The following is a 23,975-nucleotide window of genomic DNA, read 5'->3' as shown; positions in this document are numbered from 1 at the left end:
CAAATGCTATGCCTTCAATCGCCCATTTGAGCACGAATATCGAGAATCTCAAGCTGCTTTTTTGTGAAAAATGGCGCAAAATAACAGACCATATTTTAGTGTTCAGAATGCAGATTTAGGATTGATCTATGAGTCAGCTTGCTTTTACTGCTTTTAGTTTAAATGGTGTCGATGCACAAAAATTTTTGCAAGGTCAAGTGACTGTTCATGTAGAACGCTTGCCTAAGAATGAAAGTCGCTATACCGCTATTTGTGATTTAAAAGGACGTATTCATTTTGGTTTATGGATTAAAAGATTAAATCCAGAAAGTTTTGAGTTTGTAGCCACTCAAGATCAAGCTGAAGAATTGTCCAAACACATTAAAAAGTTTGGTGCTTTTTCTAAAATGAAGTTAGAAGAAGTTGGAACAGTTTATCCAACTGTTGTCGGTACGCAAACCGAGTTCTCTGCAACAGCTACAGATATCACGACTTGGCAAATTCAAGCAATCCAATCTGGACAAGCTTGGATTACCCAAACCACAGAGCATTTATTCCAACCTCAAGAATTACGCTTACATCAACGTGATGGCGTGCATTTTGATAAAGGCTGTTACCTTGGTCAAGAAATCGTGGCACGTCTTTGGTTTAAAGCAAAGCCTAAACACTGGTTGCACTTAATTCAAGCCAAAGATGCAGTGCCTGCATCTGCAACGCAACTTAGTAAAGACGTCGAAGTAGTGAATAGTATTGCTTTTGAAGAAGGCTATTTGGCTTTGGTCATTGCTAAACCAGCTGCACTGGAAGAACTTGGTGTGACGGTTTTAGAACTTCCTGAAGCGCTTAATGGCGATGTAGCAAGACCAAGCTAAATACTTGTAAAAGTTAGGCTTTGATTTTATATTAAAAACTCATGTGTTATCGCGGCTGCTGAACCCGATCAACTCGTGAGTTTTTTTAATATGGATGATTTATCACAACAACGTAATCGAGCATGGCGACGTAAACAAAAATTTCTATTTCGTGGTCGAGACTGCAGACATACATCTCTGTGTTAGAAGCCCCCTAAACAATGGAAATATCTGTATACACGACAAGACAAACTTGCACGTGCCAGACAATTAGGAATCGAATATCCTCGAATTTCTAACGCAAGATATTTACGTGAAGCCCAATTCAATTCTTGGATTTAAAATACTGAACACACTTTTCATTTGTAGCCGCAATCAATGGCGCAGTCCAACTGCCGAACGTATCTTCGCTCAAGGGTATGGTCTACATACCCGTTCAGCAGGAACCAGTCGTCATGCTCAACATACGATTTCATTCAAAGATATTGCTTGGGCCGAGCAAATTTTTGTGATGGAATCACGACATAAACAACAGATCAAAGAAAAATTTTCAAAACAATTGCTGCATAAAAAAGTGTTTGTCCTCGACATCCCTGACGACTATCAATACATGGATCCTGAACTGATCGAATTGCTACAATTGGCAATGCAGCCTTATTTGAAATAAAGTTTGATCTAGATTCTTGTCGAAAGCCAAAATGAACGTTATTGTTCAATGATTCTCATCAATCTAAATGCACAATGAAAATAATGATCAAGACATGGTTATCTGTACTCGGCTTGAGTCTTCTCAGCGTACAAAACCTACATGCCGATAGCAAAACACTGGAACGAAACTTCAAACAGAATTATCCAGATATTCCAGTCAAATCCGTCAGCTCCTCTCCTTTACCCGGTATTTATGAAGTCTATGCCGCGGGTAAAATTATCTATACGGATGAAACAGCCAAATACCTGTTTTTCGGCAATCTCCTCGATGTCAAAAACAAAAAAAATCTAACCGAAGAGCGTTTAGCTGAATTTGGTAAAATTGATGTCAAACAACTGCCACTCGATCAGGCAATTAAATATGTAAAAGGGAATGGAGCACGTACCCTCTACGTCTTTAGCGACCCTGATTGCCCTTATTGCCAAAAGCTCGAGCAACACATGACTTCGGTTGATAATGTCACCGTGTATCTGTTCTTGTTCCCGCTGAAAAAATTACACCCACAAGCTGAAGCGGTTGCCAATAAAATTTGGTGCTCGAAAAATGAGTATGAAGCTTGGGAAGATTATATGCTGCACCGCAAAGCCCCTAAAAATACCGCACAATGTGAAACGCCAATACAGAAGAACCTCGCATTAGGTCAAAAATTACAAATCGATGGCACACCAACTTTATTCTTGCAAAATGGTATACGTCTCTCGGGCAGTCCACAAAATGCTGAACAAATTGAGCAGCTCTTAGAAGAAGCCAGTCGCTAGAAATATAGATCAAATATGGAGGCTTGTTGACCATTTTGCCACAAATGACTCGCAAGCCATTCTTTTAAAATTCAATATTATTTAATTGATTTTTAAATATTTTAATAAAAAATAAGCTTCGCCATCCCGTCCTTCTTCGTCACGATTTATACAAAATCCTTATTTACATTTTTCAGCAAGCTTTTATGATGGAGACAGCATATTGAGTTCTGCTATGCAAAGGATGAAAGCAGATCAACGTGAAAGGAAAATAAAGATGAAAAAATTGCTCATTGCGAGTTTAATCACTATTGCAAGCCATGCAGCATTCGCCGCAGACAGTAAAACTTCGGCTACCAAAACAGATCCACTGTTTACCAAAGCAACTCAACTCTATGAAGCAAAGGACTATCCTGCTGCTTTTCAAGAAATGCAACGTTTGGCCAATACAGGCAACAAGCAAGCCATCTATAACCTCGGTTATATGACTCAAGCTGGGCAAGGCACTGCACGAGACGAAAAAAAAGCACTGCAATATTATCAAGATGCTTCTAATAAAGGCTATGGACCAGCAAGTTTTAGCTTGGCTCAAGCCTACCATAAAGGCACACTCGGTCTTGCCAAAGACCCACAAAAATATAAACAGTATTTAGAAAAAGCATCGGTTCAAGGCTCAGATGAAGCAACAGTTGAATTTGCTGATTTACTATTCAGACAGGGAAAACCTGAATATGACCAATTGGCTGTGCAAAAGCTACTGCCTTTACTTCGCAAAGATTATTATCCAGCAAAAAACCTAAAGGCAGTGTATGACCTTGGGATTGGAGTGAAGAACAAAAATCCATTTATGCAACAGCAAGCCATTGAAAGTTTAAAAGATCTTGCTAAGAAGGACTATGCACCCTCTCTAGTAATCCTTGGCAATATGCTGGCCAATGGCACTATTATTGATCAAGACTTAGAGCAGGCGAAAAACATTTTTTCTCGTTTAGCCGCAGCAAACTATCCAAATGCAAAAGAATCCTTAGCTAAAGTTGAACAAGCCATTGCTGCAAAAAAAGCCGCTCCAGCTCAGGCCCCTAAGAAATAAATCAGTAAACAGCAGCTCAATATTAAGCTGCTGTTTTTCTTTTTCTAGAATTGCTTGCTGACTTTAATTCCAGCACTCCAATTACGCCCATCGGCAGGCTCAAAGAATCGGCTGTTGCTATCATTTACAATGACAGAACCTGCATAGTTTTTATCAAACAGGTTATCTACACGCGCAAAGCCATTAATCCCCCAGTCTGCATATTTCCATGCATAGCCGGTATAAGCTGAGGCAATCGTATAACTTTCAGCTGCATCACTATTGATATCATCGACATAGACCTTATCCATGTATTGAGTATCAAGTCCTGCATAGAAACCCTGATCTGGTTTCCAAGCCAGTCCAATAAAGGCTTGGTTCTTGGCAATACCAGGAATCGCATTGCCCTTTTCAACTGCCTTTACCGCACCGACAGCAGGAATAGCTGCGTCAAATTTAGCATCCAAATATCCATAACTGGTACTGATTTCCAAGTCTTTCCAAAGCTTTTTGTTCCAAGCGAATTCAGCACCTTGACGTAAGGTCTTATCTGCATTTCTAAAGGTTGCACGACCATTCGAAGTACCTGCTGAAACAATATCATCCTTCGTTTCGCTCTGGAAAATCGCGAAAGTGAAATCACCAAACGGATTTTGCGACTTCAAACCCACTTCATAGTTATCACTGGTCGATGGTTTTAGAGCAAAATTAAATCCAGACTTTTGAGGGTCCGCTTGATAGGCCATCTCAGTAAACGTTGGTGTTTCAAAACCTTTGGCATAGCTGGCATAAGCCAATAACTCAGGTGCAATTTGCCAACTTAAAGCGGCTGATGGCAACACCTTGTTGTAATCCGTTTTATCACTATCATTGCCGTTACTTAAATAGCGATCCTTAGACTTGTAATGCACATTACTATAACGCACACCCGTATCTAAACGCCAAGTCGGTAAGAATTGCCATGAGGCCTGTAAATATGGATCAACATTCCACAAGCTATTGTCTTCATCACGACGTAAATTGCCTTTTACACCATAAAAAGGCTGACCATTTTGTAGATTAAAGTTTTCATAGCCTTTGCGGTCTTCATCCATGCTATCAACGGCAACCCCAGCACTAAAAGTGGTATTAGGTAACAGTTCTTTACCTGTCCAACGGAAATCAGCACCGTAATAATTACGTTCGAAATCAATCACACCACCCGCATGATTGGGGTTAGCCTGAGCGGATTGGGGAATTGATTGATATTGAGTCACCTGACGATTGCCCAAATAGGCCATTGCATATAATTCATGCTGATCATTAATCGGTTTAGACCAAGTCACACCGGTTTGGGTTTGCTCAATATCCTTACGTACATTGTAGAGATTCTTTGCATCGTTCACTTGACGCGGATTTTGCTGCCACTGTGCTCTATTTAATCCTTGTGGATCGTCTGCATGAATTTTGACATAGTTGGTGACCCAGTTAATTTTGCTGCCATCATCTAAATTCCACGTCAATTTTGCATTATTTAATACTTTTTCTGCACTGCTATGATCACGATAACCATCCGTATCAAAGTACGATGAACTGATGATATAGCTCGGTTCATTTTGATTTTTTGCGCCACCCTGCAACACCAGACCTGCGCGATTTTTGTTATGGCTGCCACCCACATAACTCATCTCAATCGAATCTTTGCCCTGTCCCTCTCGAGTTGTTGCGAGAATCGCTCCACCTGATGAGTTGCCATATAACGAAGAAAATGGACCCGTTAGCACTTCCAGATGACTTAAGCTATTTAAATCAATATTGGAGGTTTGACCTTGACCATCTGGCATCGTAGCTGGAATACCATCTGTATATAAGCGAATCCCACGCACACCAAAGGTAGAGCGCGCACCAAAACCACGCATCGAGAGTTGCAAGTCTTGAGCATAATTTTCACGATTCCGCAATTGCACACTTGGAATACCTTTAACCACTTCGGTTAAATTGACCTGTGCAGATTGATCATTTTTAGGCATATCGACCCTAAAAATTGATGCAGGGGTTTGCATATAAGTGGTATCGGTACGCGTTGCTTCAACTCTAATCGCTGGAAGCTGCACGGCTTGTTCTGCATCAGGTGCAGCAGCCCAAACAAGGGAGTTGCTTAACCCCATACACATTGCAACGCAACCGTATAAAAGGTTAATTTTTGGTGAAGGCATGAAGATTCCTTATTTCTCAAAATTTCAAAGAAAGGCTTTTTAAAAAGTAAGAGTCTGATTATTTTATATTTATCTTACACATTTAACTTTAGCTAAAACCATCAATCGCGTTACCGATCTGCATTAGCAAATAAAATTAAATACCGTCATAATTGTAAGTGAAACATTTACCCTCATTGTATTGTTGTTGAAACAACTTGAGCTCAATATGCCCGAACTTCCTGAAGTTGAAACCACTAAAACCAGCCTACTCCCTTTGTTAGAGCAACGCGTTCAAGCCGTCCAAGTATTGAATGCAAGCTTACGTTGGCCGATTCCCAATGACCTTGATAAATTAATTGGACAACGTTTAACCCAGCTTAAACGCAGGTCTAAATATATCTTAGCGGAATTTGAACAAGATCAGATGCTTTGGCACTTGGGTATGTCTGGTAGCTTTCGTCTTTGCAAACCGAGTGATGAATTGAGAAAGCACGATCACCTGATCATTGACTTTGAAGATCAGCAACTTCGCTACCATGATCCACGCCGCTTTGGTTGCATTCTGTGGTTAGACCAAGCTAATCAGACCAAGTTAATTGATACCCTCGGCCCAGAACCCCTCAGCGAAGATTTTAATGCTGCCTATCTGCGTGAAAAACTCAGTAAAAAAAATGTAGGCATTAAAATTGCTTTAATGGATAACCATGTGGTGGTTGGTGTCGGCAATATTTATGCGACTGAAAGTTTATTCAATATCGGAGTACATCCAGCACAACCTGCTTCAACCTTGAGCAAGCTACAAATCGATAAGTTGGTGATTGAAGTTAAACGTATCTTGAAACAAGCAATTGATTTAGGTGGTTCAACTTTACGGGACTATAGTAATGCCATGGGCGAAAATGGTTATTTCCAGCAAACACTTTTAGCATATGGTCGTGCTGGTGAGATGTGCGTAAATTGTGAAACGACATTGGAAAACTTAAAGTTAGGACAGCGTGCCAGCGTATTCTGCCCACAATGCCAACCACTGAAGTTAAAGAAAGCTTAAACGAATTGAGATGTACCCAAGGAGAACAAATCATGCAAACGGCGATTGTTCGACATATTCTAGTCAAAGATAAAGATTTAGCTGAACAGCTTAAAAAGCGCATTCAGTCTGGTGCTGATTTTGCAAAAGTCGCCAAGCAATATTCGACCTGTAATTCTGCAAAACGTGGCGGTGAACTTGGCGAAGTCAAAAAAGGACAGCTGGTGTCAGTGATCGATAAGCTGGTATTCACTGCTGCTGAACGTATTTTACATGGTCCAATTAAAAGCCAATTTGGTTTCCATTTGGTCGAAGTTAAATTCCGTATGGATAGTCTGAGATAGCACGTTTGAGCTTAAATTCCGATTTAAGCTCAATCATACGATTTGGCCTACTTACTCATTATTTTAGTCTTGGGCCTTCATCACATAAGTCCATGCTTGGATTGTTTCGCCTGTAGCCAGTGTGACATCTACAAGCGCTCTTTGGTATTGCATCCCTTCAAAATCATCCAGCATCTGCCAGTTCTGCTCTAATTTTTCTGTGCTAAATAAATAACCCTCAACCAGAGGATCTGCGTCATTCAACACGATTGCAGGTAAACCTTTATCTGGGCCCCAATCTAAAATATGAATCATGCCATGTACAAAGGCCTGCTGCCATTCCCCTCCGATCTCACCCAAAATATGGGCATTTTCTCGATTTGGGCAAAGTGTACCGTAAACAAATAGTCGATTCATGATTGATCCCCTCACAATATGCACAGCATCTTAAAATGAAAGCAGCAATTTTTCTATGTCAAAACGACTATTTTCACATCCATCTTCAGCAGCTTCTTATTCCAATAGACAATAAAAAACGGCATCAAAATGCCGTTTTTCACTCAAGATGGTTTAGCCTTGTTTTTTCAATTCATCACGGATTTCACGCAACAATTGAACATCTTCAGGAGTCGCTTCTGGCTCAGGTACAGCTTGTTCTTGTTTGCGGATACGGTTCATGACTTTCACCAACAAGAATACTACCCATGCCAATAACAAGAAGTTAATCAGAATGGTTAAGAAATTACCATAGGCAAAGATATTTAATCCTGCATCCTGAGCCGCCTTTAAGCTCGTCAGATTATTTGGATTATCTCCAAGCACTAGGAACCAATTACTATAATCAACATCACCACCCAAGATCCACGAGATCACGGGCATCACGATATCTTTAACTAATGAATCAATGATTTTACCGAATGCGCCACCAATAATGACACCAATCGCTAAATCCATCATATTGCCTTTGATGGCGAATTCTTTAAATTCTTTAATAATACTCATCTATAACTCTCCAGAGTTGAACTTGATCGCAGCCTGTTTTTGCATTCTTTATTACACAGGTGCAGTTATTCATGATAATGATGATAATTTAATATTTTTATCAAAAAAAGAAAGTTATTTCACACTTTAACAACATATTTTATTTTAATAAAAATATGAACTTAAGCATGAAGCAGTGATTTATTTTATGCAATAAAAAACCGCTAAATAAATTTAGCGGTTTTTTCATTTTTCAATAAAGAAAAATTATTTGTCACGGTTACGCTTACGTTCGTTTTCAGTCAAGTAACGCTTACGAATACGAATCGATTTTGGAGTAACTTCAACTAATTCATCATCTTCAATGAATTCAAGCGCTTGTTCAAGCGTATATTCCATTGCAGGTGTTAAAGTCAAAGCTTCATCTGTACCTGATGCACGAACGTTAGTTAACTGTTTCGCTTTAGTTGGGTTAACAACCATGTCATCAGAACGAGAGTTAATACCGATGATCATGCCTTCATATACTTCTAACTGTGGTTTAGCGAACAAACGACCACGGTCTTGAAGTGTGAAAAGTGCATAGCCCAAGCAAGTACCTTGAACCATAGAGATCAACACACCGTTTTGACGTTTCGCAACAGTACCTGCTTTTGCTGGACCGTAATGCGAGAAGCTTGATGTCATAATCCCTGTACCAGAAGTCATGGTTAAGAATTCTGAACGGAAACCAATCAAACCACGTGAAGGTACAGTTGCTTCAATACGGATACGGCCTTTACCGTCAACTTCCATATTAGTCATCTCACCTTTACGGAAGCCCATTTGTTCCATTACAGAACCTTGGTGTTGTTCTTCAACGTCAAAAGTTACGTTTTCGAATGGCTCTTGTTTTTCGCCATCGATTTCTTTCATGATCACTTGTGGACGTGATACGCCCATTTCGAAGCCTTCACGACGCATGTTTTCAATAAGAACTGAAAGGTGAAGTTCACCACGACCAGAAACTTTGAAACGGTCTGGACTGTCAGTATCTTCAACACGTAATGCTACGTTGTGAATTAACTCACGATCAAGACGCTCACGAATGTTACGTGAAGTTACAAATTTCCCTTCTTTACCAGCAAAAGGAGAGTTGTTTACTTGGAATGTCATCGAAACTGTAGGTTCATCTACAGACAATGGCGGTAAAGCTTCTACATTTTTCGGATCACAAATCGTGTCAGAAATATTTAATGCATCAATACCTGTAATACATACGATATCGCCTGCAGATGCTGTTTCAACATCAACACGCTCTAAACCGTGGTAACCCATGATTTTTAAGATACGACCGTTACGAGTCTTACCTTCTTTATCAATTACAGTAACTTGAGTGTTTAATTTTACTGAACCACGTTGGATACGACCAACACCGATAACACCTACGAAACTGTTATAGTCAAGTGATGAGATCTGCATTTGGAATGGACCATCAACATCAACTGCTGGTGGTTCAACGATATCTACGATGGTTTGGAACAACGGAGTCATGTCTTCCGCCAATTCTTCTGGTGAAGGACCAGCAACACCGCGTAAGCCTGAAGCATAAACGATTGGGAAGTCTAACTGTTCGTCAGTACCACCAAGATTATCAAACAAATCAAAAACTTGGTCGATAACCCAATCTGGACGCGCGCTTGGCTTGTCGACTTTGTTGATAATCACGATTGGCTTCAAACCACGTGCGAACGCTTTTTGCGTTACGAAACGAGTTTGTGGCATTGGACCTTCTTGTGAGTCTACAAGTAGCAATACACAGTCAACCATCGACATTACACGTTCCACTTCACCACCGAAGTCGGCGTGTCCTGGGGTGTCCACAATGTTAATGCGGTATTCGGTGTTTGTACGGGCATCTAACCATTTGATTGCAGTGTTTTTTGCAAGAATGGTAATACCGCGTTCAGACTCAAGCGCGTTAGAATCCATAACACGTTCAATCTCGCCTGCGCGATCACCAAGAGCACCTGATTGTTGTAAAAGTTTGTCTACAAGAGTCGTCTTACCATGATCGACGTGCGCAATAATGGCAATGTTACGGAGAGTTTTAATATCTGACATGTAAAATTCGATACGCTTTAAATTTGAGGGCAAATTATACAGAAGAATCCTAAACTTTAGTAGTGACAGTTTATTGACAGAGCACTTTTTTTCTGACGAAGTGTTATAGAATCGTTGGTAAAGCGAGCTAACTCTATTAGAATATTCCACTAATGCTTCTGGCTTTTTATACTCCCATGTCGAATTCACAACCTCAACAACAGCTTGATCTAGTCTACGGGCTCAATGATCGTCCGAAACCTTTTGTTGCATTTTTAGCCGCACTTCAACATCTTTTAGCGATTTTAGTCCCGATTGTCACCCCAGGTTTACTGATCTGTTTGGCATTAGGCGTGTCGCGCGAAGACACCAATATGATCTTATCGATGTCTTTGATCATCTCAGGAATTGCAACCTTTTTACAATGTAAGAAAGTTGGTCCCTTTGGTGCAGGACTTTTGATTGTTCAAGGCACAAGTTTTAACTTTATCGGTCCAATTATTGGTATTGGTAGTGCAATGGTTGCTGCTGGTACACCTGTTGAACAAGTCATGGCAGCCATTTTTGGTGTTGTGATTGCGGGTTCGTTTATTGAAATGGGCGTTTCTCGAATTCTACCTTGGGTGAAAAGACTGATCACGCCACTGGTGACAGGTATTGTAGTACTTCTGATTGGCTTAACTTTGATTAAAGAAGGCCTGATCAGCATGGGTGGTGGCTATACTGCAATGCAAGACAATACGTTTGCCAATGCAGATAACCTGATTATGTCATGCACCGTACTTGGCATTATCATCCTGTTAAATCGTATTAAAATAATTTGGGTGAAAAGTTCAGCAATTTTAATTGCACTCGTGATTGGCTATATTCTTGCTGGATTCATGGGACATTTAAACTTTTCAGTACTCAATGATGCTCCCTTGATTCAAATTCCAACACCGATGCATTTTGGACTTAGCTTCTCATGGAGCTTATTCATTCCAATGGCATTCATCTACTTAGTCACCTCACTTGAAGCCATTGGTGATGTCACGGCAACCAGTAAAATTTCAAATGAACCTGTTGATGGCCCAATCTGGATGCAGCGAATTAAAGGTGGCGTTCTGGTCAATGGTGCGAACTCTTTCTTAGCCGGTATCTTCAATACCTTCCCAAGTTCAGTGTTTGCACAAAACAATGGTGTCATTCAACTTACTGGTGTTGCAAGTCGCTATGTCGGCATCTGGATTGCAGTGTTATTGATTATTTTAGGGCTGTTTCCTGCTGTTGCTGCGGTGATTCAAGCCGTACCACAAGCAGTGCTTGGTGGTGCTGTGATGGTCATGTTTGGTGCTGTCGCTGCGTCTGGAATCAATATTCTTTCTAGTATTCACCTTGACCGTCGTGCATTGCTGATTATTGCGATTTCACTTGCGCTTGGCTTAGGTGTTGCGCAAGTACCTCAAATTCTTGAGCACCTCCCAGAGCTATTTAAGAATATTTTTAGTTCGGGTGTCGCAACAGGTGGTATTGCCGCTTTGATTTTGAATATTGTTTTACCTGAAACACATAAATAATCATCCACCCATCACAAGTGCCCAGTTTCACGACTGGGCTTTGTTTTTGATGAGAGATCAAAATGGATCCACGTAGTGAAGTTGTCATCCGACAACAAAATTATTTAAATGGGCAAGTCTTATTGATTAATGCTCCAAATGATCAACTCGCCAAAAATTTACCCAACACAGTTCAAGCTTCTGTATGGACTTGGAATTATGCTGATCATCAAGGTTTTATCAGCTCTGACATTCGCTCTCATTTTTCCGTGGAATTTCCACAAGCAACGTTTGATCAAGTTATTATTTTCGTTCCCAAGTCGAAAGAATTACTGAATTATCTTCTGCACGTTGTGGCTAGTCATTTAAAACTCAATCAAAACGTTTTTCTCGTTGGTGAAAAAAAAGGCGGCGTTGAGCGGGCAGCAAAACAATTACAGCAGTACGGTAAAGTCCTAAAACTTGATAGCGCACGCCATTGCCAATTATGGCAAATGAAAATTGAAAAAACTGAGCAGTTGAAACCACTTGAATATTGGTTAAAAAGCTATACAGTTCAAGTGAATCAAGAACAATTAGAAGTTTGCGCACTACCTGGTGTCTTTAGTCAAGATCATTTAGATGTCGGAACAGCCGTATTAGTCCCTTACCTTAGCCAAGTAAAATCAGGTAAGATTGCCGACTTTGGTTGTGGCGCTGGAATTATTAGTGCTTATTTAGCCAAGCTAAATCTGAACCAGCAAATTTTTGCACTTGATGTTGATGCATTTGCTTTACGGTCAACTGAACTGACTTTTCAGAAAAATCATCTGGATTTCAATCAGTTAACTCTACAGCCTGTAACAGGGTTTAAAGATGCACCCAAAGATTTGGATGCCATCGTAAGTAATCCACCGTTTCATCAGGGGATTCATACCAATTACGATGCAAGTGAAGAACTTTGCCAACTTGCGAAAATACATCTGAAAAATTCAGGTGAATTATGGATCGTGGCAAATCGTTTTCTGAACTACCCTCCTCTCATTGAACAAAGTTTTGGTCAATGTGTGGTGAAAACTGATCAACAAGGATTCAAGGTGTTATATGCCTGTGCAAAATAAACGTTTTAAGGAATTTTTATGAGCGATACATCTGCTCCTCAACACCTACAGCGCAAGCTCGGGGCACGCCACCTGAACATGATTGCCATTGGTGGATCGATCGGCACAGGCTTATTCCTTGCTTCAGGTTCAACCATTGCCACTGCGGGTCCAGGTGGTGCGTTATTGGCCTATGCCCTGATCGGGATCATGATTTATTTCTTGATGACCAGTTTAGGTGAATTAGCCACGCATAATCCAACATCAGGTGCATTCTTTACCTATGGCAGCCGTTATGTCGAAGATGGTTTTGGTTTCGCCCTAGGTTGGAACTATTGGTATAATTGGGCGATTACTGTTGCATTTGAATTGGTTGCTGTTCAATTCATTATGAAGTTCTGGTTCCCTGATATCCCCGGCTTCTACTGGAGTGCGATTTTCCTTGCCATTATTTTTGGAATTAACGCTTTAACGGTCAAAGGTTTTGGTGAAAGTGAATTCTTATTCTCCTTGATCAAAGTCATTGCCATTATCGTGTTTATTGTCATTGGTATCTGGATGATTGCTAAAATCATGATGACGCCAAATGTATCGGTATTTCAGCACTGGACTTACAAGGAAGCACCTTTTGTAGGTGGTTTGCAAGCCTTGATCGGGGTTGCCATGATTGCCGGATTCTCATTCCAAGGGACTGAGATGGTGGGTGTTGCTGCAGGTGAATCAAAAGATCCGAAAAAGACTATTCCATTGGCAATCAAACAAATCTTCTGGCGTATTTTACTGTTCTATATCCTGTGTATTTTCATCATCGGAACATTGGTGAGCTATGATGATCCACTGTTGTTAAAAGCGGCACAAAGCGAAGATATAGCACTTTCACCATTCACGTTATTGTATGAAAAAGCAGGTTTTGCCTTTGCAGCAAGTTTGATGAATGCAGTGATTCTCAGTGCGATTTTATCTGCGGGTAACTCGGGCATGTACTCTTCTACCCGTATGCTATTTGATATGGCAAAACAAGGTCGTGCACCGAAATGGTTCTCAAAACTGGATGGTCGTGGCGTACCAATGAATGCGCTTTATGCAACCACTGCCGTAGCTGCATTGTGCTTCCTAACCACGTTTATTGGTGAGAAACAGGTATTTAACTGGCTACTCAACATGTCTGGTATGTGCGGTTTCATTGTCTGGTTAGGGATTGCGATTTCACACTACCGTTTCCGTAAAGGTTATATTGCTCAAGGCTATAAAGTTGAAGATCTGGCCTACCGTGCCAAGTTTTTCCCTTTTGCGCCATGGTTTGCATTTATTCTGTGTTCAATCATTATTTTGGGACAGAACTACCAAGCACTGCTTGGTGGTAAAGTTGATTGGTTAGGTCTAGTGTCAACATATATCAGTATTCCATTATTCTTGGCAATTTGGTTGGGTTATAAGTGGAAACATAAAACCAAACTGATTGCTTATAAAGACATGAATGTGAAAGAAGGCGAATAAAAAACCACTTTTCACTTGACCCAAATGAAAATATGAGTAGAATTTCGCTCATATTTTCAACCACAGCACATATAGGAGGACGACAGCATGCCATTACAACTAGGAACTACACCATAAGATTTGGCACTGTCGACTCACGGACAAGTGTACAAATCTGTTGATCACTTGTCCGAATGCTCTATTCAACCTAGCATTCGCTAGGTTTTTTTACGCCTATTCGGACGAAAAATAAAGAGGGGGTGCTGACATTTCACAAATGTTTGCGTCCCCTCCTACCCGAGACAAGAAAATGGGCATACAAAAAATACTCAATGCCGATGCTCAATATGGCGTTCCAGTGAAAATTTTCACCAACGATATTGATAGTGAAAGTATTGAACAGCTAAAAAAAATGGCACAACTGCAATTTGTGTATTCACATATTGCGGTGATGCCTGATGTACACGTTGGCAAAGGCGCAACTGTAGGCAGTGTCATACCCACCAAACATGCAATCATTCCCGCAGCTGTCGGTGTTGATATTGGTTGTGGTATGAATGCAATACGGCTCAATCTAAAAGCTTCCCAGCTTCCAGACAACCTCGCACCGCTACGCCATGCTATTGAACGCAAAGTCCCCGTGGGCTTTGAATTACACAAACAGGTAAAAGCAAAAGCTTCGAGTATCATCCCTCTGGAGAAACGCTTACAACCAATCATAAAAAAACATCCAGGTTTGGTTCGGATGTTAAGAAAGTTTGATGCAACTTGGCAAAAACAACTTGGCACCTTAGGTGGAGGTAATCACTTTATTGAACTCTGTTTAGATGAGAATCAAGATGTCTGGGTGATGCTGCATTCAGGCAGCCGTGGCTTAGGTAATGTGATTGGTACCTATTTCATTGAATTGGCAAAGAAAGAAGCTCAACATCGCTTTGGACATGTGCCCGATAAAGATTTGAGCTATTTTGCCGAAGGTTCAAATAGTTTTCATGATTATGTTGAAGCAGTTGAATGGGCACAGGAATATGCTTTTGAAAATAGACGTGAAATGATGCGTCTGATTTTAGAGGCAATCCGTCCACTACTGCCACCCTTTCAAATGACCAAAGAAGCAATTAACTGTCATCACAATTATGTCAGTCGAGAAAATCATTTTGGTGAGGACTTACTGATCACCCGTAAAGGTGCAATTCGTGCTGGTCAAGATGAACTAGGAATAATCCCAGGTTCAATGGGAGCACGTTCCTATATCGTTAAAGGTAAAGCTCATCCTGAGTCATTCTGCTCATGTTCACATGGCGCAGGGCGAAAAATGAGCCGTAGTAAAGCAAAACTACTCTTTAGCCAAGATGACTTGATTCAGCAAACTCAGGGTATCGAATGCCGAAAAGATAGTGGCGTTATTGATGAAATACCAAGTGCATATAAAGATATTGATCAAGTCATGGCAAACCAATCAGATTTGATCGAGATCGTGCATACCCTCAAGCAAATTTTATGTATCAAAGGTTAATCAAATGAAACTAAAAGATATGCCTAAAATCAAAGTACGTAATCCTGTCGCACTCTCCCCTTTATTACATAAAGGTGGAGTCCATGAAACAGAGAAGCCTCGTGCACAACACCGTCGTGATAGACAGAATTCCAAACAGCAGCTTAAAAAAGAAGTTTGGTAGGCTGCAACATACGACTTAAATACATATACATCCATATAGGAGTAATCAAAATGTCTAACAACACAAATTATTTATATAAAAAAAGCGACTCTGACGAGTCGCTTTTTTTATTCAGTTCAAAAACTCAAATTATTGAGCCGCTGCAGGAGCTGCAGCATCTTGACCTGGTTGTACGAGAACAGTACGGCTACCAGTGATCGCAGCAAATACGCGACGGTTCATAGCACGACCTTCTTTAGTTTTGTTGTCTGCGATCGGTTGATCCCAAGCAAAACCTTGAGTAGACAAACGAGTTGCATTCACATTGTATTCATTTACAAGAGATGACTTAACAGAGTTAGCACGCGCTAAAGATAAACGTTCGTTTAACTTACGTGGACCAGTGTTATCTGTATGACCTTCAATACGAGCAGTCGCATTCGGGTATTCAGCTAACTTCTCTGCTACTTTAGCAATTTCAGTTTTGTACTGTGGCTTAATGTCAGACTTGTTCGTATCGAAGAATACGCGAAGTTCCATGTTAAGGTCTTCGGTCAACTCTTGTGGCTGTGGAGCAACTGGAGTTGGTTCAACTGGAGCAACTTCTACAACTGCAGCAGCTGGTTTCAAGTGACCACCAACAACAACTTGTAATGCTGCTAGAGCTTGTGCTTCCCACCACTTATTATCGTAGTTATATACACCACGACCTTCTGTACGAAGTGTTAAAGCATCATTTACTTGCCATAACACACCACCACCTACATTACTAATTGTGTCATACGAACGACGATCCCAACCTGGGTTATCAATCGTAATTTTTGAGTGACCAACACCTAATAAAGCATATGGCTTGATTTTGCTGTCATAGTTACCAGTAAATACATCAGCAGTTGCAATCGCATTCAAACTTAACGTTTGTTGCTTAGCATCCCATGGCTGACCATTAAAGTTAGTTTTTTCATTACGAGCAGCATCAGCTTTAGTTTGTTGGTATTCAAGCTCTGCTTGTAACCAAGGAGTTAATTCAACACCAATTGCAGCACCTACAAGTAAATCACTTTGTAACGCAACACCATTTTTTAAGCTACCAGCATCACCACGACCTTGCGGATCACGATCACGCAGAGTATCACGCATCTTGTCCTGAGCACTCTCAGGATACCAATGGTAACCAAGCATCAACGGAGTTACTGTTACACCAGCATTCGCAGCGACCATTGGTGTTGCAACTAACATTGCTAGTGCAATACGACTCATTTTCATGGAATATCCTCCAAAAACAAAAATTTGTTTGTTCTCTAAACTCTAATAGTTTTTGAATACTGAGAAATAGTCTTATTGTATCTTTTTCAGTCATTCACTTTATGTTGAATCATACAAACACCTGATCAATTTTCCAAGTATTTGACAACATTTAGTTAGCAGCCACTGAAAAAATTACTTATTTCTCTCCCAAAAAATCTAGAAAATTCTAATTTAACAACATCTAATAAAGCTGTGAGAGCTTATCACTTTTTAATCAAAATTTTAACAAGGTATCAAAATCTTTTCAATAAAACTAAATAATTCTCACAATGTATCCAAAGTTAAGGCAAGATTATTCTAGTTTTTAATGCTTATGTTTTAGTTTTACATCAATGCTACAAAAACCTCTATATCTATAAAAAAAGCGACTCTGACGAGTCGCTTTTTTTATTCAGTTCAAAAACTCAAATTATTGAGCTTGTTGACCTGGTTGTACTAGAACAGTACGGCTACCAGAAATCGCAGCGAATACGCGACGGTTCATAGCACGACCTTCTTTAGTTTTGTTGTCTGCGATCGGTTGATCCCAAGCAAAACCTTGAGTTGTCAAACGAGTTGCATTCACGTTGTATTCATTTACAAGTGCAGATTTAACAGAGTTAGCACGCGCTAAAGATAAACGTTCGTTTAACTTACGTGGACCAGTGTTATCTGTATGACCTTCAATACGAGCAGTCGCATTCGGGTATTCAGCTAACTTCTCTGCTACTTTAGCAATTTCAGACTTGTATTGTGGCTTGATGTCAGACTTGTTCGTATCGAAGAATACGCGAAGTTCCATGTTAAGATCTTCGGTCAACTCTTGTGGCTGTGGAGCAACTGGAGTTGGTTCAACTGGAGCAACTTCTACAACTGCAGCAGCTGGTTTCAAGTGACCACCAAGAACTACGTTTAAGCCAGCAAGCGCTGTATAGTTCCAGAAGTCTTCATCGATGTTATAAGTACCACGAGCTTCTGTACGAAGAGATAAAGCATCATTTAAGCGCCAGAAAGCACCAAAACCAGCATTACCTAAAGTACCTTCTTCTTTCAAACCACGACCAGCACGACCCAATTGAGTTGAGCTAGCATCATCGAATGTATATTTGTAATGACCAGCACCTAACAATACGTAAGGTTTGATTTTGCTGTCATAGTTTTTAGTGATTAAATCAGAAGTAACGTAGAAGTTACCATTGATTTGTTGTTGCTTGTATTCAGCGTTAGCTGTAGCGCCGTCAACATCACCTTTAACTTGGTTATATTCAGCTTCAAAACCTAACCATGGTGTTAATTCAATACCTAATGCCGCACCAACGAACAAATCGTCTTGGATTTCTGCGCTATTAGTCAAATTATTAACACTGTTGTTGTGTTTAGAATCTTGGAATGTGTAACCCAACATTAATGGAGTTACTGTTACGCCCGCATTCGCAGCAGCTAAAGGAGCAGCAACAAGCATAGCAAGTGCAATACGACTCAATTTCATGGATATCCTCCAGAGATAACAATTGTTTGTTGTGTAAGCTCAGCCTAATGATTTTTCGCCCTGAGAACAGTGATGTTCTGCAGTATTATTTTTTCAGCTATTCACTTCACTTTGAATCATACAAACACTTGATGAATTTTCCAAGTGCTTGATAACTTTAACCTCGTAAATTATTGACAAAATTTCTTACAATTTCCGTTGTAGTTCAGTAAATTTTCAATTCCCATCAGGTATCGGAATGATTTACTGTTCAAGAGCTTACGTTTTAGTCTATCTTAACTTATTCTTTAGAAAGATTCACTAACAAGCCAAAATTTATATTTAACATGTTGTTAATAAAAAAATTAATAAAAATAGATAGGTAAAATATGTTTAAAGCTTCTGGCTTTACCTTAATTGAACTCATCATCACCATTGGAATCTTGGCTATTCTATGTACACTTGCCATACCCCACTTTCATGAAATGATGATTTCAAATGAGGTAAATCACCTCAAAAAAAACCTCACAATTCATATACAAAAAGCAAAAACTGATGCACAACTTTATCATAAAAATGTGATGCTATGCCCAAGTTCAGATTTTGAGAACTGCCATAAAGATTGGAATAAAGGGTTTATCGGATTTATTGATACCAATCGAAATCATCGCCGTGATCATGGGGAAACTTTATTATTTAGCCTACCCCTCAATATTAAATACGGCAATTTAAACTATCGTGCTTTTGGCTCAACACCATATGCTATTATTTTTCAAGCAGGTAATGGCCTCCCCCTCGCATCCAATGGTAGTTTTATCTATTGTTCAGAGTCACCTTCTCATCATATTAAAATTTCCTTAAGCAAGATGGGCAATACTCGTACAGAAAAAATTTCATCTTGCTAAAAACTCTTCAGTCTAGCCTAAAATAGTTAAAACTCTTTATTCCGATCCTTTTTTTACTATACTGCTTAAGTTTGGAACATTTTTATAAATTATAAGTGTGGAGACACAGCATGACTGATATCGTAATTGTTAATGGCGCGCGTACAGCAATGGGCGGCTTCCAAGGTGCATTATCTGGTGTAACTGCGCCAGAATTAGGTGCTGTTACCATTAAAGAAGCAATTGCGCGTTCTGGTCTACAACCGACTGATGTAGAAGAAGTCATCATCGGTTGTGTTTTACCAGCAGGCTTAAAACAAGGTCCAGCGCGTCAAGCCATGCGCAAAGCAGGTTTACCAGATTCAACAGGTGCAGTGACCATTAACAAGCTTTGTGGTTCTGGCATGAAAGCCGTGATGCAAGCTGCAGACATGATTAAAGCTGGAAGTGCTGAGATTGTTGTCGCTGGTGGTATGGAATCGATGACCAATGCGCCATATGTATTACCTAAAGCACGTGCTGGCTACCGTATGGGTCATGGTGAAATTAAAGACCACATGTTCCTTGATGGCTTAGAAGATGCAGAAACAGGTCGCTTAATGGGTTCATTTGCTCAAGATATGGCAAATAAACGTAGCTATACACGCGAACAAATGGATGACTTTGCCATTCGTTCATTACAACGTGCTCAAAAAGCGATTACTGAAGGTTACTTTAAAGATGAAATCACTCCTGTAACAGTTTCTACCCGTAAAGGTGATGTAGTTGTTGACCAAGATGAGCAACCTTTAAGTGCAAAAATCGACAAGATTCCATCATTAAAACCTGCTTTTGCAAAAGATGGTACGATTACCGCTGCCAATGCGAGTTCAATTTCTGATGGTGCTTCTGCACTGGTATTAACTTCAAGTGATGTTGCTGCACAACGAGGTTTACAACCTTTGGCAAGAATTCTTGCAACTGCTTCAAACTCACAACACCCTTCTGAATTCACCATTGCACCAGTGGGCGCAATTGAGAAAGTATTGAAAAAGGCAGGTTGGGATGCTCAAGAGGTTGATCTCTGGGAAATCAACGAAGCCTTTGCCATGGTCACCATGTGCCCTATTGATGACTTTAAATTAGACGCTGAAAAAGTGAATATCAATGGCGGTGCTTGTGCACTAGGTCACCCAGTTGGTTCTACAGGCTCTCGTATCATTCTTACACTCATTCACGCACTTAAACGTACTGGCGGTAAAAAAGGCGTTGCTGCATTGTGTATCGGTGGTGGCGAAGCAACAGCTGTTGCGATTGAATTGATCTAAATATTTTCAATTTATTCAAAAAATCCTGCTTGATGCAGGATTTTTTATTTTTGGGGATTACAAAAAATAATGCACCAATTGTTAAATTCCCGATAAGTTATGCTGTGTATAAAAAAACAACAAGGAGCCCAACATGCAACTCAATCATTATCTAAACTTTAAAGGACAAACAGAACAAGCATTCAATTTTTATAAATCCGTTTTTGGCGGTGAATTTGCCATGATCAGCCGTTATGGTGATATGCCACCAACCGAAGGGATTACTCTCTCAGATGCAGATAAGAACCTCATTTTACATGTCTCGTTACCAATCAATGAGTTCACTGTACTGATGGCTTCGGATGTCAATGACCAATTTTGTGCGCAGAACAGTGTCTTTACGCAAGGTAATAACCACTATATTTCAATTAACCTAGACCCAGATGAATTGGGTGAAGCGCAAAGGCTATTCGACAGTCTATCTGCAAATGGTCAAATTGAAATGCCGCTAGAAAAAACCTTCTGGGGTGCACTCTATGGTGCTTTCACTGATCAGTTCGGGATCAAATGGATGATCAATTGCCAGTTAGATGGGTAAGCTAAATTAATCAAATAAGACTTCCTAGAAGTACATGGTTATTTCTAGGAAGTACTACACATCAATATTGGAATACTGCGCGATAATCATAAGGCCAATGGTAATAAAGCCAATACCAACCCAGCCTGCTAAATCAATATGCTGCCCTAAAAACACCTTCGCCAAAGCGGCTGTTGCAATAACCCCAATACCCGACCAAAGCACATATAAAATCCCAGCCTGCATATATTTCAAAGCAATAGCAGCGCAGGTAAAAGAAATAATATATAAAACTAGGGCAATACCTTGATCAAGCTTATTGACCAGTCCATTACCCTTTGCCGAGTAAAATGTCGAAAGTACATCCGTTGCGATCGCAAAGAGTAACCACACCACCCCAGGATTTATTTTAAAAATAAAGTTCAACATTTTATTCTTCAATTGAGTTGCTAAAATCATGACTCATAAAAAAGCTGAACCTTAGTTCAGCTTTTTTAATCACTGGCGACTGACTTATGCGCCAGTCTGATAGCTTGCTTTAGGTACCGCTGTTGAAGCTTGATAAGGATTGGTGAAATCTTGAAGCCCCGTAGCAGCTTCATGAATATCTTTACCTTCTTTCACCACAAATGTATCAAAGCCAGAACGTTTTAAATAATTTAAAACATCCTTAAAGATATCACCGACCGCACGCAATTCACCTTGGTAACCTTGGCGACGTAATAACGCAGCGAATGAATAACCACGGCCATCATTGAAACCAGCAAATTCAATAAAAATGGCATCAAGCTCATTCAATGGAAATTGATGTGTTTCAGGAGAATCATTGACTGTGAGGTAAAGGGCTTTTTTGCCTTGTACATTTGCCAATTGATCCAACTGTTCAGTTGTTACAACCACATCACCTTGTGGAAGCACGCCATCTTCAGCAATGACTTGATAAGTATTATCTGTAATTGTGCCATCTTTAGAGAGCACTTGTAGCGTTGTATTAAGCATAAGCACGCTCCTTAAATGGTTGAATACCAACACGGCGATACGTATCAATGAAGCGTTCACCTTCTGTACGTAAATCAAGGTAAGTATTCAAGATTTCATCAATCACATCTGGCACAACATCGGCAGCAAATGACGGTCCTAAAATATCACCCAAAGACGCATCATGATCTGCATGACCACCTAAAGTAATTTGATAGAATTCTGCGCCTTTCTTATCAACACCAAGAATACCGATATTGCCGACATGGTGGTGACCACAAGCATTCATACAACCCGAAATATTCAAATCCAGTTCACCTAAGTTATAGATGGTATCTAGATCATCAAAACGACGGCTGATCGCTTCTGAAATTGGAATCGATTTCGCATTTGCCAATGAACAGAAATCACCACCAGGGCAGCAGATAATATCGGTAATAAAGCCGATATGTGCACGTGCCATGTCGCTATGTTCAAGCGTTTGCCACAATTCGAATAAATCTTTCTGTGGTACATCAACCAATGAAATGTTCTGTTCGTGCGTCGTACGGAACTCACCGAAAGTATATTTATCTGCCAAATCAGCAATTAAATTCATTTCTTCAGTGGTGACATCACCTGGTGCAATACCCGCACGTTTCAAAGAAATCGTGACAATACGATAGCCTTTCACTTTATGTGCATTGGTATTAACGTTGAACCATTGTTTGAATTTAGGATACTCAGCAAATAAAGCCGTAAAGTCCTGATCTTCTAAATCTTGATAATCAAATGGTGTAAATTCTTCATCTAATTTTTTCAAGATCTCAGGCTGAATCTTCAATGCTTCACGCGTGTGCTCAAATTCGGCTTCCACTTTTTGTGCAAAAACTTCTGGTGTTAATGCTTTCACCAAAATTTTGATACGTGCTTTGTATTTATTATCACGACGGCCATGTAAGTTATAAACACGCAATGTCGCTTCTAAATAAGCAATTAAATCTTCGCGTGGTAAAAACTCACGGATCACACTACCAATGATTGGAGTACGGCCTAGACCACCACCCACCATGATTTTATAGCCCATTTCGCCCGCATCATTACGAACCAGATATACACCGATATCGTGAAACGCCGTTGCAGCACGATCTTTTTCTTCCAATGCAGAAACTGCAATTTTGAATTTACGTGGCAAGAAGGCAAATTCAGGGTGGAACGTACTCCATTGACGAATCAATTCACAGGTTGGACGTGGATCGGCAATCTCACCTGCAACAACACCTGCAAACTGGTCAGTGGTGGTATTACGGATACAGTTACCTGAGGTTTGTACTGCGTGCATTTGTACCGTCGCCAGCTCAGCAAGAATGTCAGGTACATTTTCTAATGCAGGCCAGTTCAACTGAATATTTTGACGGGTAGAAACGTGAGCATAACCACGATCGTACTCTGTCGCAATTTCAGCAATTTTTCTGAGTTGTTTAGTATTCATCAAGCCATACGGCACAGCAATACGAAGCATAGGCGCATAGCGTTGCACGTATAAACCATTTTGCAAACGTAGTGGACGATATTCGTCTTCTGTTAATTTTCCTGCTAAATAGCGTTCTGTTTGATCGCGAAACTGAGCAACACGTTGGTTAATCAGTTGTTGATCGAAATCCGTATATAAATACATGGCGTATGGCTAGTCATTCATTATAAAGGCGACTAGCATAGCGAGCTTTTATTCATCAACAAAATGCTTTTTTTGCATATTTAATAACGGTTTTATTGATAAGCCTATCTAATTACCACAAAAAGAAAAAGCCCAGACCAATCTGAGCTTTTTCA

23 protein-coding genes and 1 pseudogene are annotated in these 23,975 nt (G+C 40.1%); 15 read left to right on the top strand and 9 right to left on the bottom strand.

Translation table 11 applies throughout. The features are described 5' to 3' along the window. The first annotated feature begins 128 nt into the window (after positions 1–128). The 5 genes and pseudogenes from MMO42_RS10025 to MMO42_RS10005 all read left to right on the top strand — a co-directional run bounded on the left by MMO42_RS10025 (position 129) and on the right by MMO42_RS10005 (position 3,366). Positions 129–851: a folate-binding Fe/S cluster repair protein gene (locus MMO42_RS10025; protein WP_241320422.1), complete on the top strand. Its 723-nt coding sequence runs from the start codon at positions 129–131 to the stop codon at positions 849–851. Positions 852–941: 90 nt separating this feature from the next. Beyond that, positions 942–1,172, top strand: a pseudogene (locus MMO42_RS10020) (hypothetical protein). Continuing rightward, positions 1,144–1,497 carry a protein tyrosine phosphatase gene (locus MMO42_RS10015; RefSeq protein ID WP_241320421.1) on the top strand — a complete coding sequence of 118 codons (354 nt, stop codon included), beginning with the start codon at positions 1,144–1,146 and terminating at the stop codon, positions 1,495–1,497. Before MMO42_RS10020 ends, MMO42_RS10015 begins: the two are co-directional and overlap by 29 nt. Positions 1,498–1,571: 74 nt before the next feature. Next, a complete protein-coding gene (locus MMO42_RS10010; RefSeq protein ID WP_241320420.1) occupies positions 1,572–2,297 on the top strand; it encodes a DsbC family protein in 726 nt (241 codons plus the stop codon). A 256-nt stretch (positions 2,298–2,553) separates the two neighbouring features. Continuing rightward, the gene (locus MMO42_RS10005) at positions 2,554–3,366 is read left to right on the top strand and encodes a sel1 repeat family protein (protein WP_241320419.1); all 813 of its coding nucleotides are present in this window, start codon (positions 2,554–2,556) and stop codon (positions 3,364–3,366) included. A gap of 44 nt (positions 3,367–3,410) precedes the next feature. Here MMO42_RS10005 and MMO42_RS10000 read toward each other — a convergent pair whose 3' ends face one another. After that, a complete protein-coding gene (locus MMO42_RS10000; protein ID WP_241320418.1) occupies positions 3,411–5,540 on the bottom strand; it encodes a TonB-dependent receptor in 2,130 nt (709 codons plus the stop codon). 208 nt (positions 5,541–5,748) lie between these two features. On the opposite strand from MMO42_RS10000, the gene mutM reads away from it, so the two are divergent. Together mutM and MMO42_RS09990 are read left to right on the top strand one after the other, a co-directional pair. Next, the gene (gene mutM, locus MMO42_RS09995; protein WP_241320417.1) at positions 5,749–6,570 is read left to right on the top strand and encodes a bifunctional DNA-formamidopyrimidine glycosylase/DNA-(apurinic or apyrimidinic site) lyase; all 822 of its coding nucleotides are present in this window, start codon (positions 5,749–5,751) and stop codon (positions 6,568–6,570) included. Positions 6,571–6,602: 32 nt separating this feature from the next. Next, positions 6,603–6,893, top strand: coding sequence for a peptidylprolyl isomerase (locus MMO42_RS09990; protein ID WP_005150039.1), 291 nt, complete (start codon positions 6,603–6,605; stop codon positions 6,891–6,893). A 63-nt stretch (positions 6,894–6,956) separates the two neighbouring features. Here the strand turns inward: MMO42_RS09990 and MMO42_RS09985 are convergent, their stop codons facing one another. The 3 genes from MMO42_RS09985 to typA form a co-directional block, all read right to left on the bottom strand. Beyond that, positions 6,957–7,289: a gamma-glutamylcyclotransferase family protein gene (locus MMO42_RS09985; RefSeq protein WP_241320416.1), complete on the bottom strand. Its 333-nt coding sequence runs from the start codon at positions 7,287–7,289 to the stop codon at positions 6,957–6,959. Between the two features lie 153 nt (positions 7,290–7,442). Continuing rightward, positions 7,443–7,874, bottom strand: a complete 432-nt coding sequence (gene mscL, locus MMO42_RS09980; protein ID WP_241320415.1) for a large conductance mechanosensitive channel protein MscL — start codon at positions 7,872–7,874, stop codon at positions 7,443–7,445. 246 nt (positions 7,875–8,120) lie between these two features. Further along, the gene (gene typA, locus MMO42_RS09975; RefSeq protein WP_005150036.1) at positions 8,121–9,956 is read right to left on the bottom strand and encodes a translational GTPase TypA; all 1,836 of its coding nucleotides are present in this window, start codon (positions 9,954–9,956) and stop codon (positions 8,121–8,123) included. A gap of 176 nt (positions 9,957–10,132) precedes the next feature. On the opposite strand from typA, the gene MMO42_RS09970 reads away from it, so the two are divergent. The 5 genes from MMO42_RS09970 to MMO42_RS09950 all read left to right on the top strand — a co-directional run bounded on the left by MMO42_RS09970 (position 10,133) and on the right by MMO42_RS09950 (position 15,704). Next, positions 10,133–11,491 carry a nucleobase:cation symporter-2 family protein gene (locus MMO42_RS09970; protein ID WP_005150035.1) on the top strand — a complete coding sequence of 453 codons (1,359 nt, stop codon included), beginning with the start codon at positions 10,133–10,135 and terminating at the stop codon, positions 11,489–11,491. Positions 11,492–11,553: 62 nt separating this feature from the next. Then, the gene (locus MMO42_RS09965; protein WP_241320414.1) at positions 11,554–12,570 is read left to right on the top strand and encodes a methyltransferase; all 1,017 of its coding nucleotides are present in this window, start codon (positions 11,554–11,556) and stop codon (positions 12,568–12,570) included. 18 nt (positions 12,571–12,588) lie between these two features. Next, positions 12,589–14,046 (top strand): amino acid permease, encoded by a 1,458-nt coding sequence (locus MMO42_RS09960; RefSeq protein WP_005296608.1) that lies wholly within the window; start codon positions 12,589–12,591, stop codon positions 14,044–14,046. Between the two features lie 289 nt (positions 14,047–14,335). Further along, positions 14,336–15,541: an RtcB family protein gene (locus MMO42_RS09955; RefSeq protein ID WP_241320540.1), complete on the top strand. Its 1,206-nt coding sequence runs from the start codon at positions 14,336–14,338 to the stop codon at positions 15,539–15,541. A 4-nt stretch (positions 15,542–15,545) separates the two neighbouring features. Beyond that, a complete protein-coding gene (locus tag MMO42_RS09950; protein WP_241320413.1) occupies positions 15,546–15,704 on the top strand; it encodes a hypothetical protein in 159 nt (52 codons plus the stop codon). 129 nt (positions 15,705–15,833) lie between these two features. Here MMO42_RS09950 and omp38 (MMO42_RS09945) read toward each other — a convergent pair whose 3' ends face one another. Beyond that, positions 15,834–16,949, bottom strand: a complete 1,116-nt coding sequence (gene omp38, locus MMO42_RS09945) for an outer membrane protein Omp38 (protein ID WP_241320412.1) — start codon at positions 16,947–16,949, stop codon at positions 15,834–15,836. A gap of 451 nt (positions 16,950–17,400) precedes the next feature. Beyond that, a complete protein-coding gene (gene omp38 / locus MMO42_RS09940) occupies positions 17,401–18,459 on the bottom strand; it encodes an outer membrane protein Omp38 (RefSeq protein WP_241320411.1) in 1,059 nt (352 codons plus the stop codon). A 368-nt stretch (positions 18,460–18,827) separates the two neighbouring features. Between omp38 (MMO42_RS09940) and MMO42_RS09935 the strand changes: the two genes are divergently transcribed. From MMO42_RS09935 to MMO42_RS09925, 3 genes are all read left to right on the top strand, one after another. After that, positions 18,828–19,343: a GspH/FimT family pseudopilin gene (locus MMO42_RS09935; RefSeq protein ID WP_241320410.1), complete on the top strand. Its 516-nt coding sequence runs from the start codon at positions 18,828–18,830 to the stop codon at positions 19,341–19,343. A 110-nt stretch (positions 19,344–19,453) separates the two neighbouring features. Next, a complete protein-coding gene (locus MMO42_RS09930) occupies positions 19,454–20,629 on the top strand; it encodes a thiolase family protein (RefSeq protein WP_241320409.1) in 1,176 nt (391 codons plus the stop codon). Between the two features lie 133 nt (positions 20,630–20,762). Further along, complete coding sequence (locus MMO42_RS09925; protein ID WP_241320408.1) at positions 20,763–21,206, top strand: VOC family protein; 444 nt, start codon at positions 20,763–20,765, stop codon at positions 21,204–21,206. A 54-nt stretch (positions 21,207–21,260) separates the two neighbouring features. Here MMO42_RS09925 and MMO42_RS09920 read toward each other — a convergent pair whose 3' ends face one another. The 3 genes from MMO42_RS09920 to MMO42_RS09910 all read right to left on the bottom strand — a co-directional run bounded on the left by MMO42_RS09920 (position 21,261) and on the right by MMO42_RS09910 (position 23,820). Then, positions 21,261–21,614: an SMR family transporter gene (locus tag MMO42_RS09920; protein ID WP_241320407.1), complete on the bottom strand. Its 354-nt coding sequence runs from the start codon at positions 21,612–21,614 to the stop codon at positions 21,261–21,263. Between the two features lie 84 nt (positions 21,615–21,698). Continuing rightward, positions 21,699–22,184, bottom strand: coding sequence for a DUF934 domain-containing protein (locus MMO42_RS09915; RefSeq protein WP_241320406.1), 486 nt, complete (start codon positions 22,182–22,184; stop codon positions 21,699–21,701). After that, complete coding sequence (locus MMO42_RS09910) at positions 22,177–23,820, bottom strand: nitrite/sulfite reductase (RefSeq protein WP_005296633.1); 1,644 nt, start codon at positions 23,818–23,820, stop codon at positions 22,177–22,179. The genes MMO42_RS09915 and MMO42_RS09910 overlap by 8 nt, the downstream gene beginning before the upstream one ends. Positions 23,821–23,975: the final 155 nt, after the last annotated feature.

The organism is Acinetobacter sp. ANC 3882, assembly GCF_022549545.1.
Taxonomy (GTDB): domain Bacteria; phylum Pseudomonadota; class Gammaproteobacteria; order Pseudomonadales; family Moraxellaceae; genus Acinetobacter.
This window is presented reverse-complemented; position numbering and strand designations above follow the sequence as displayed.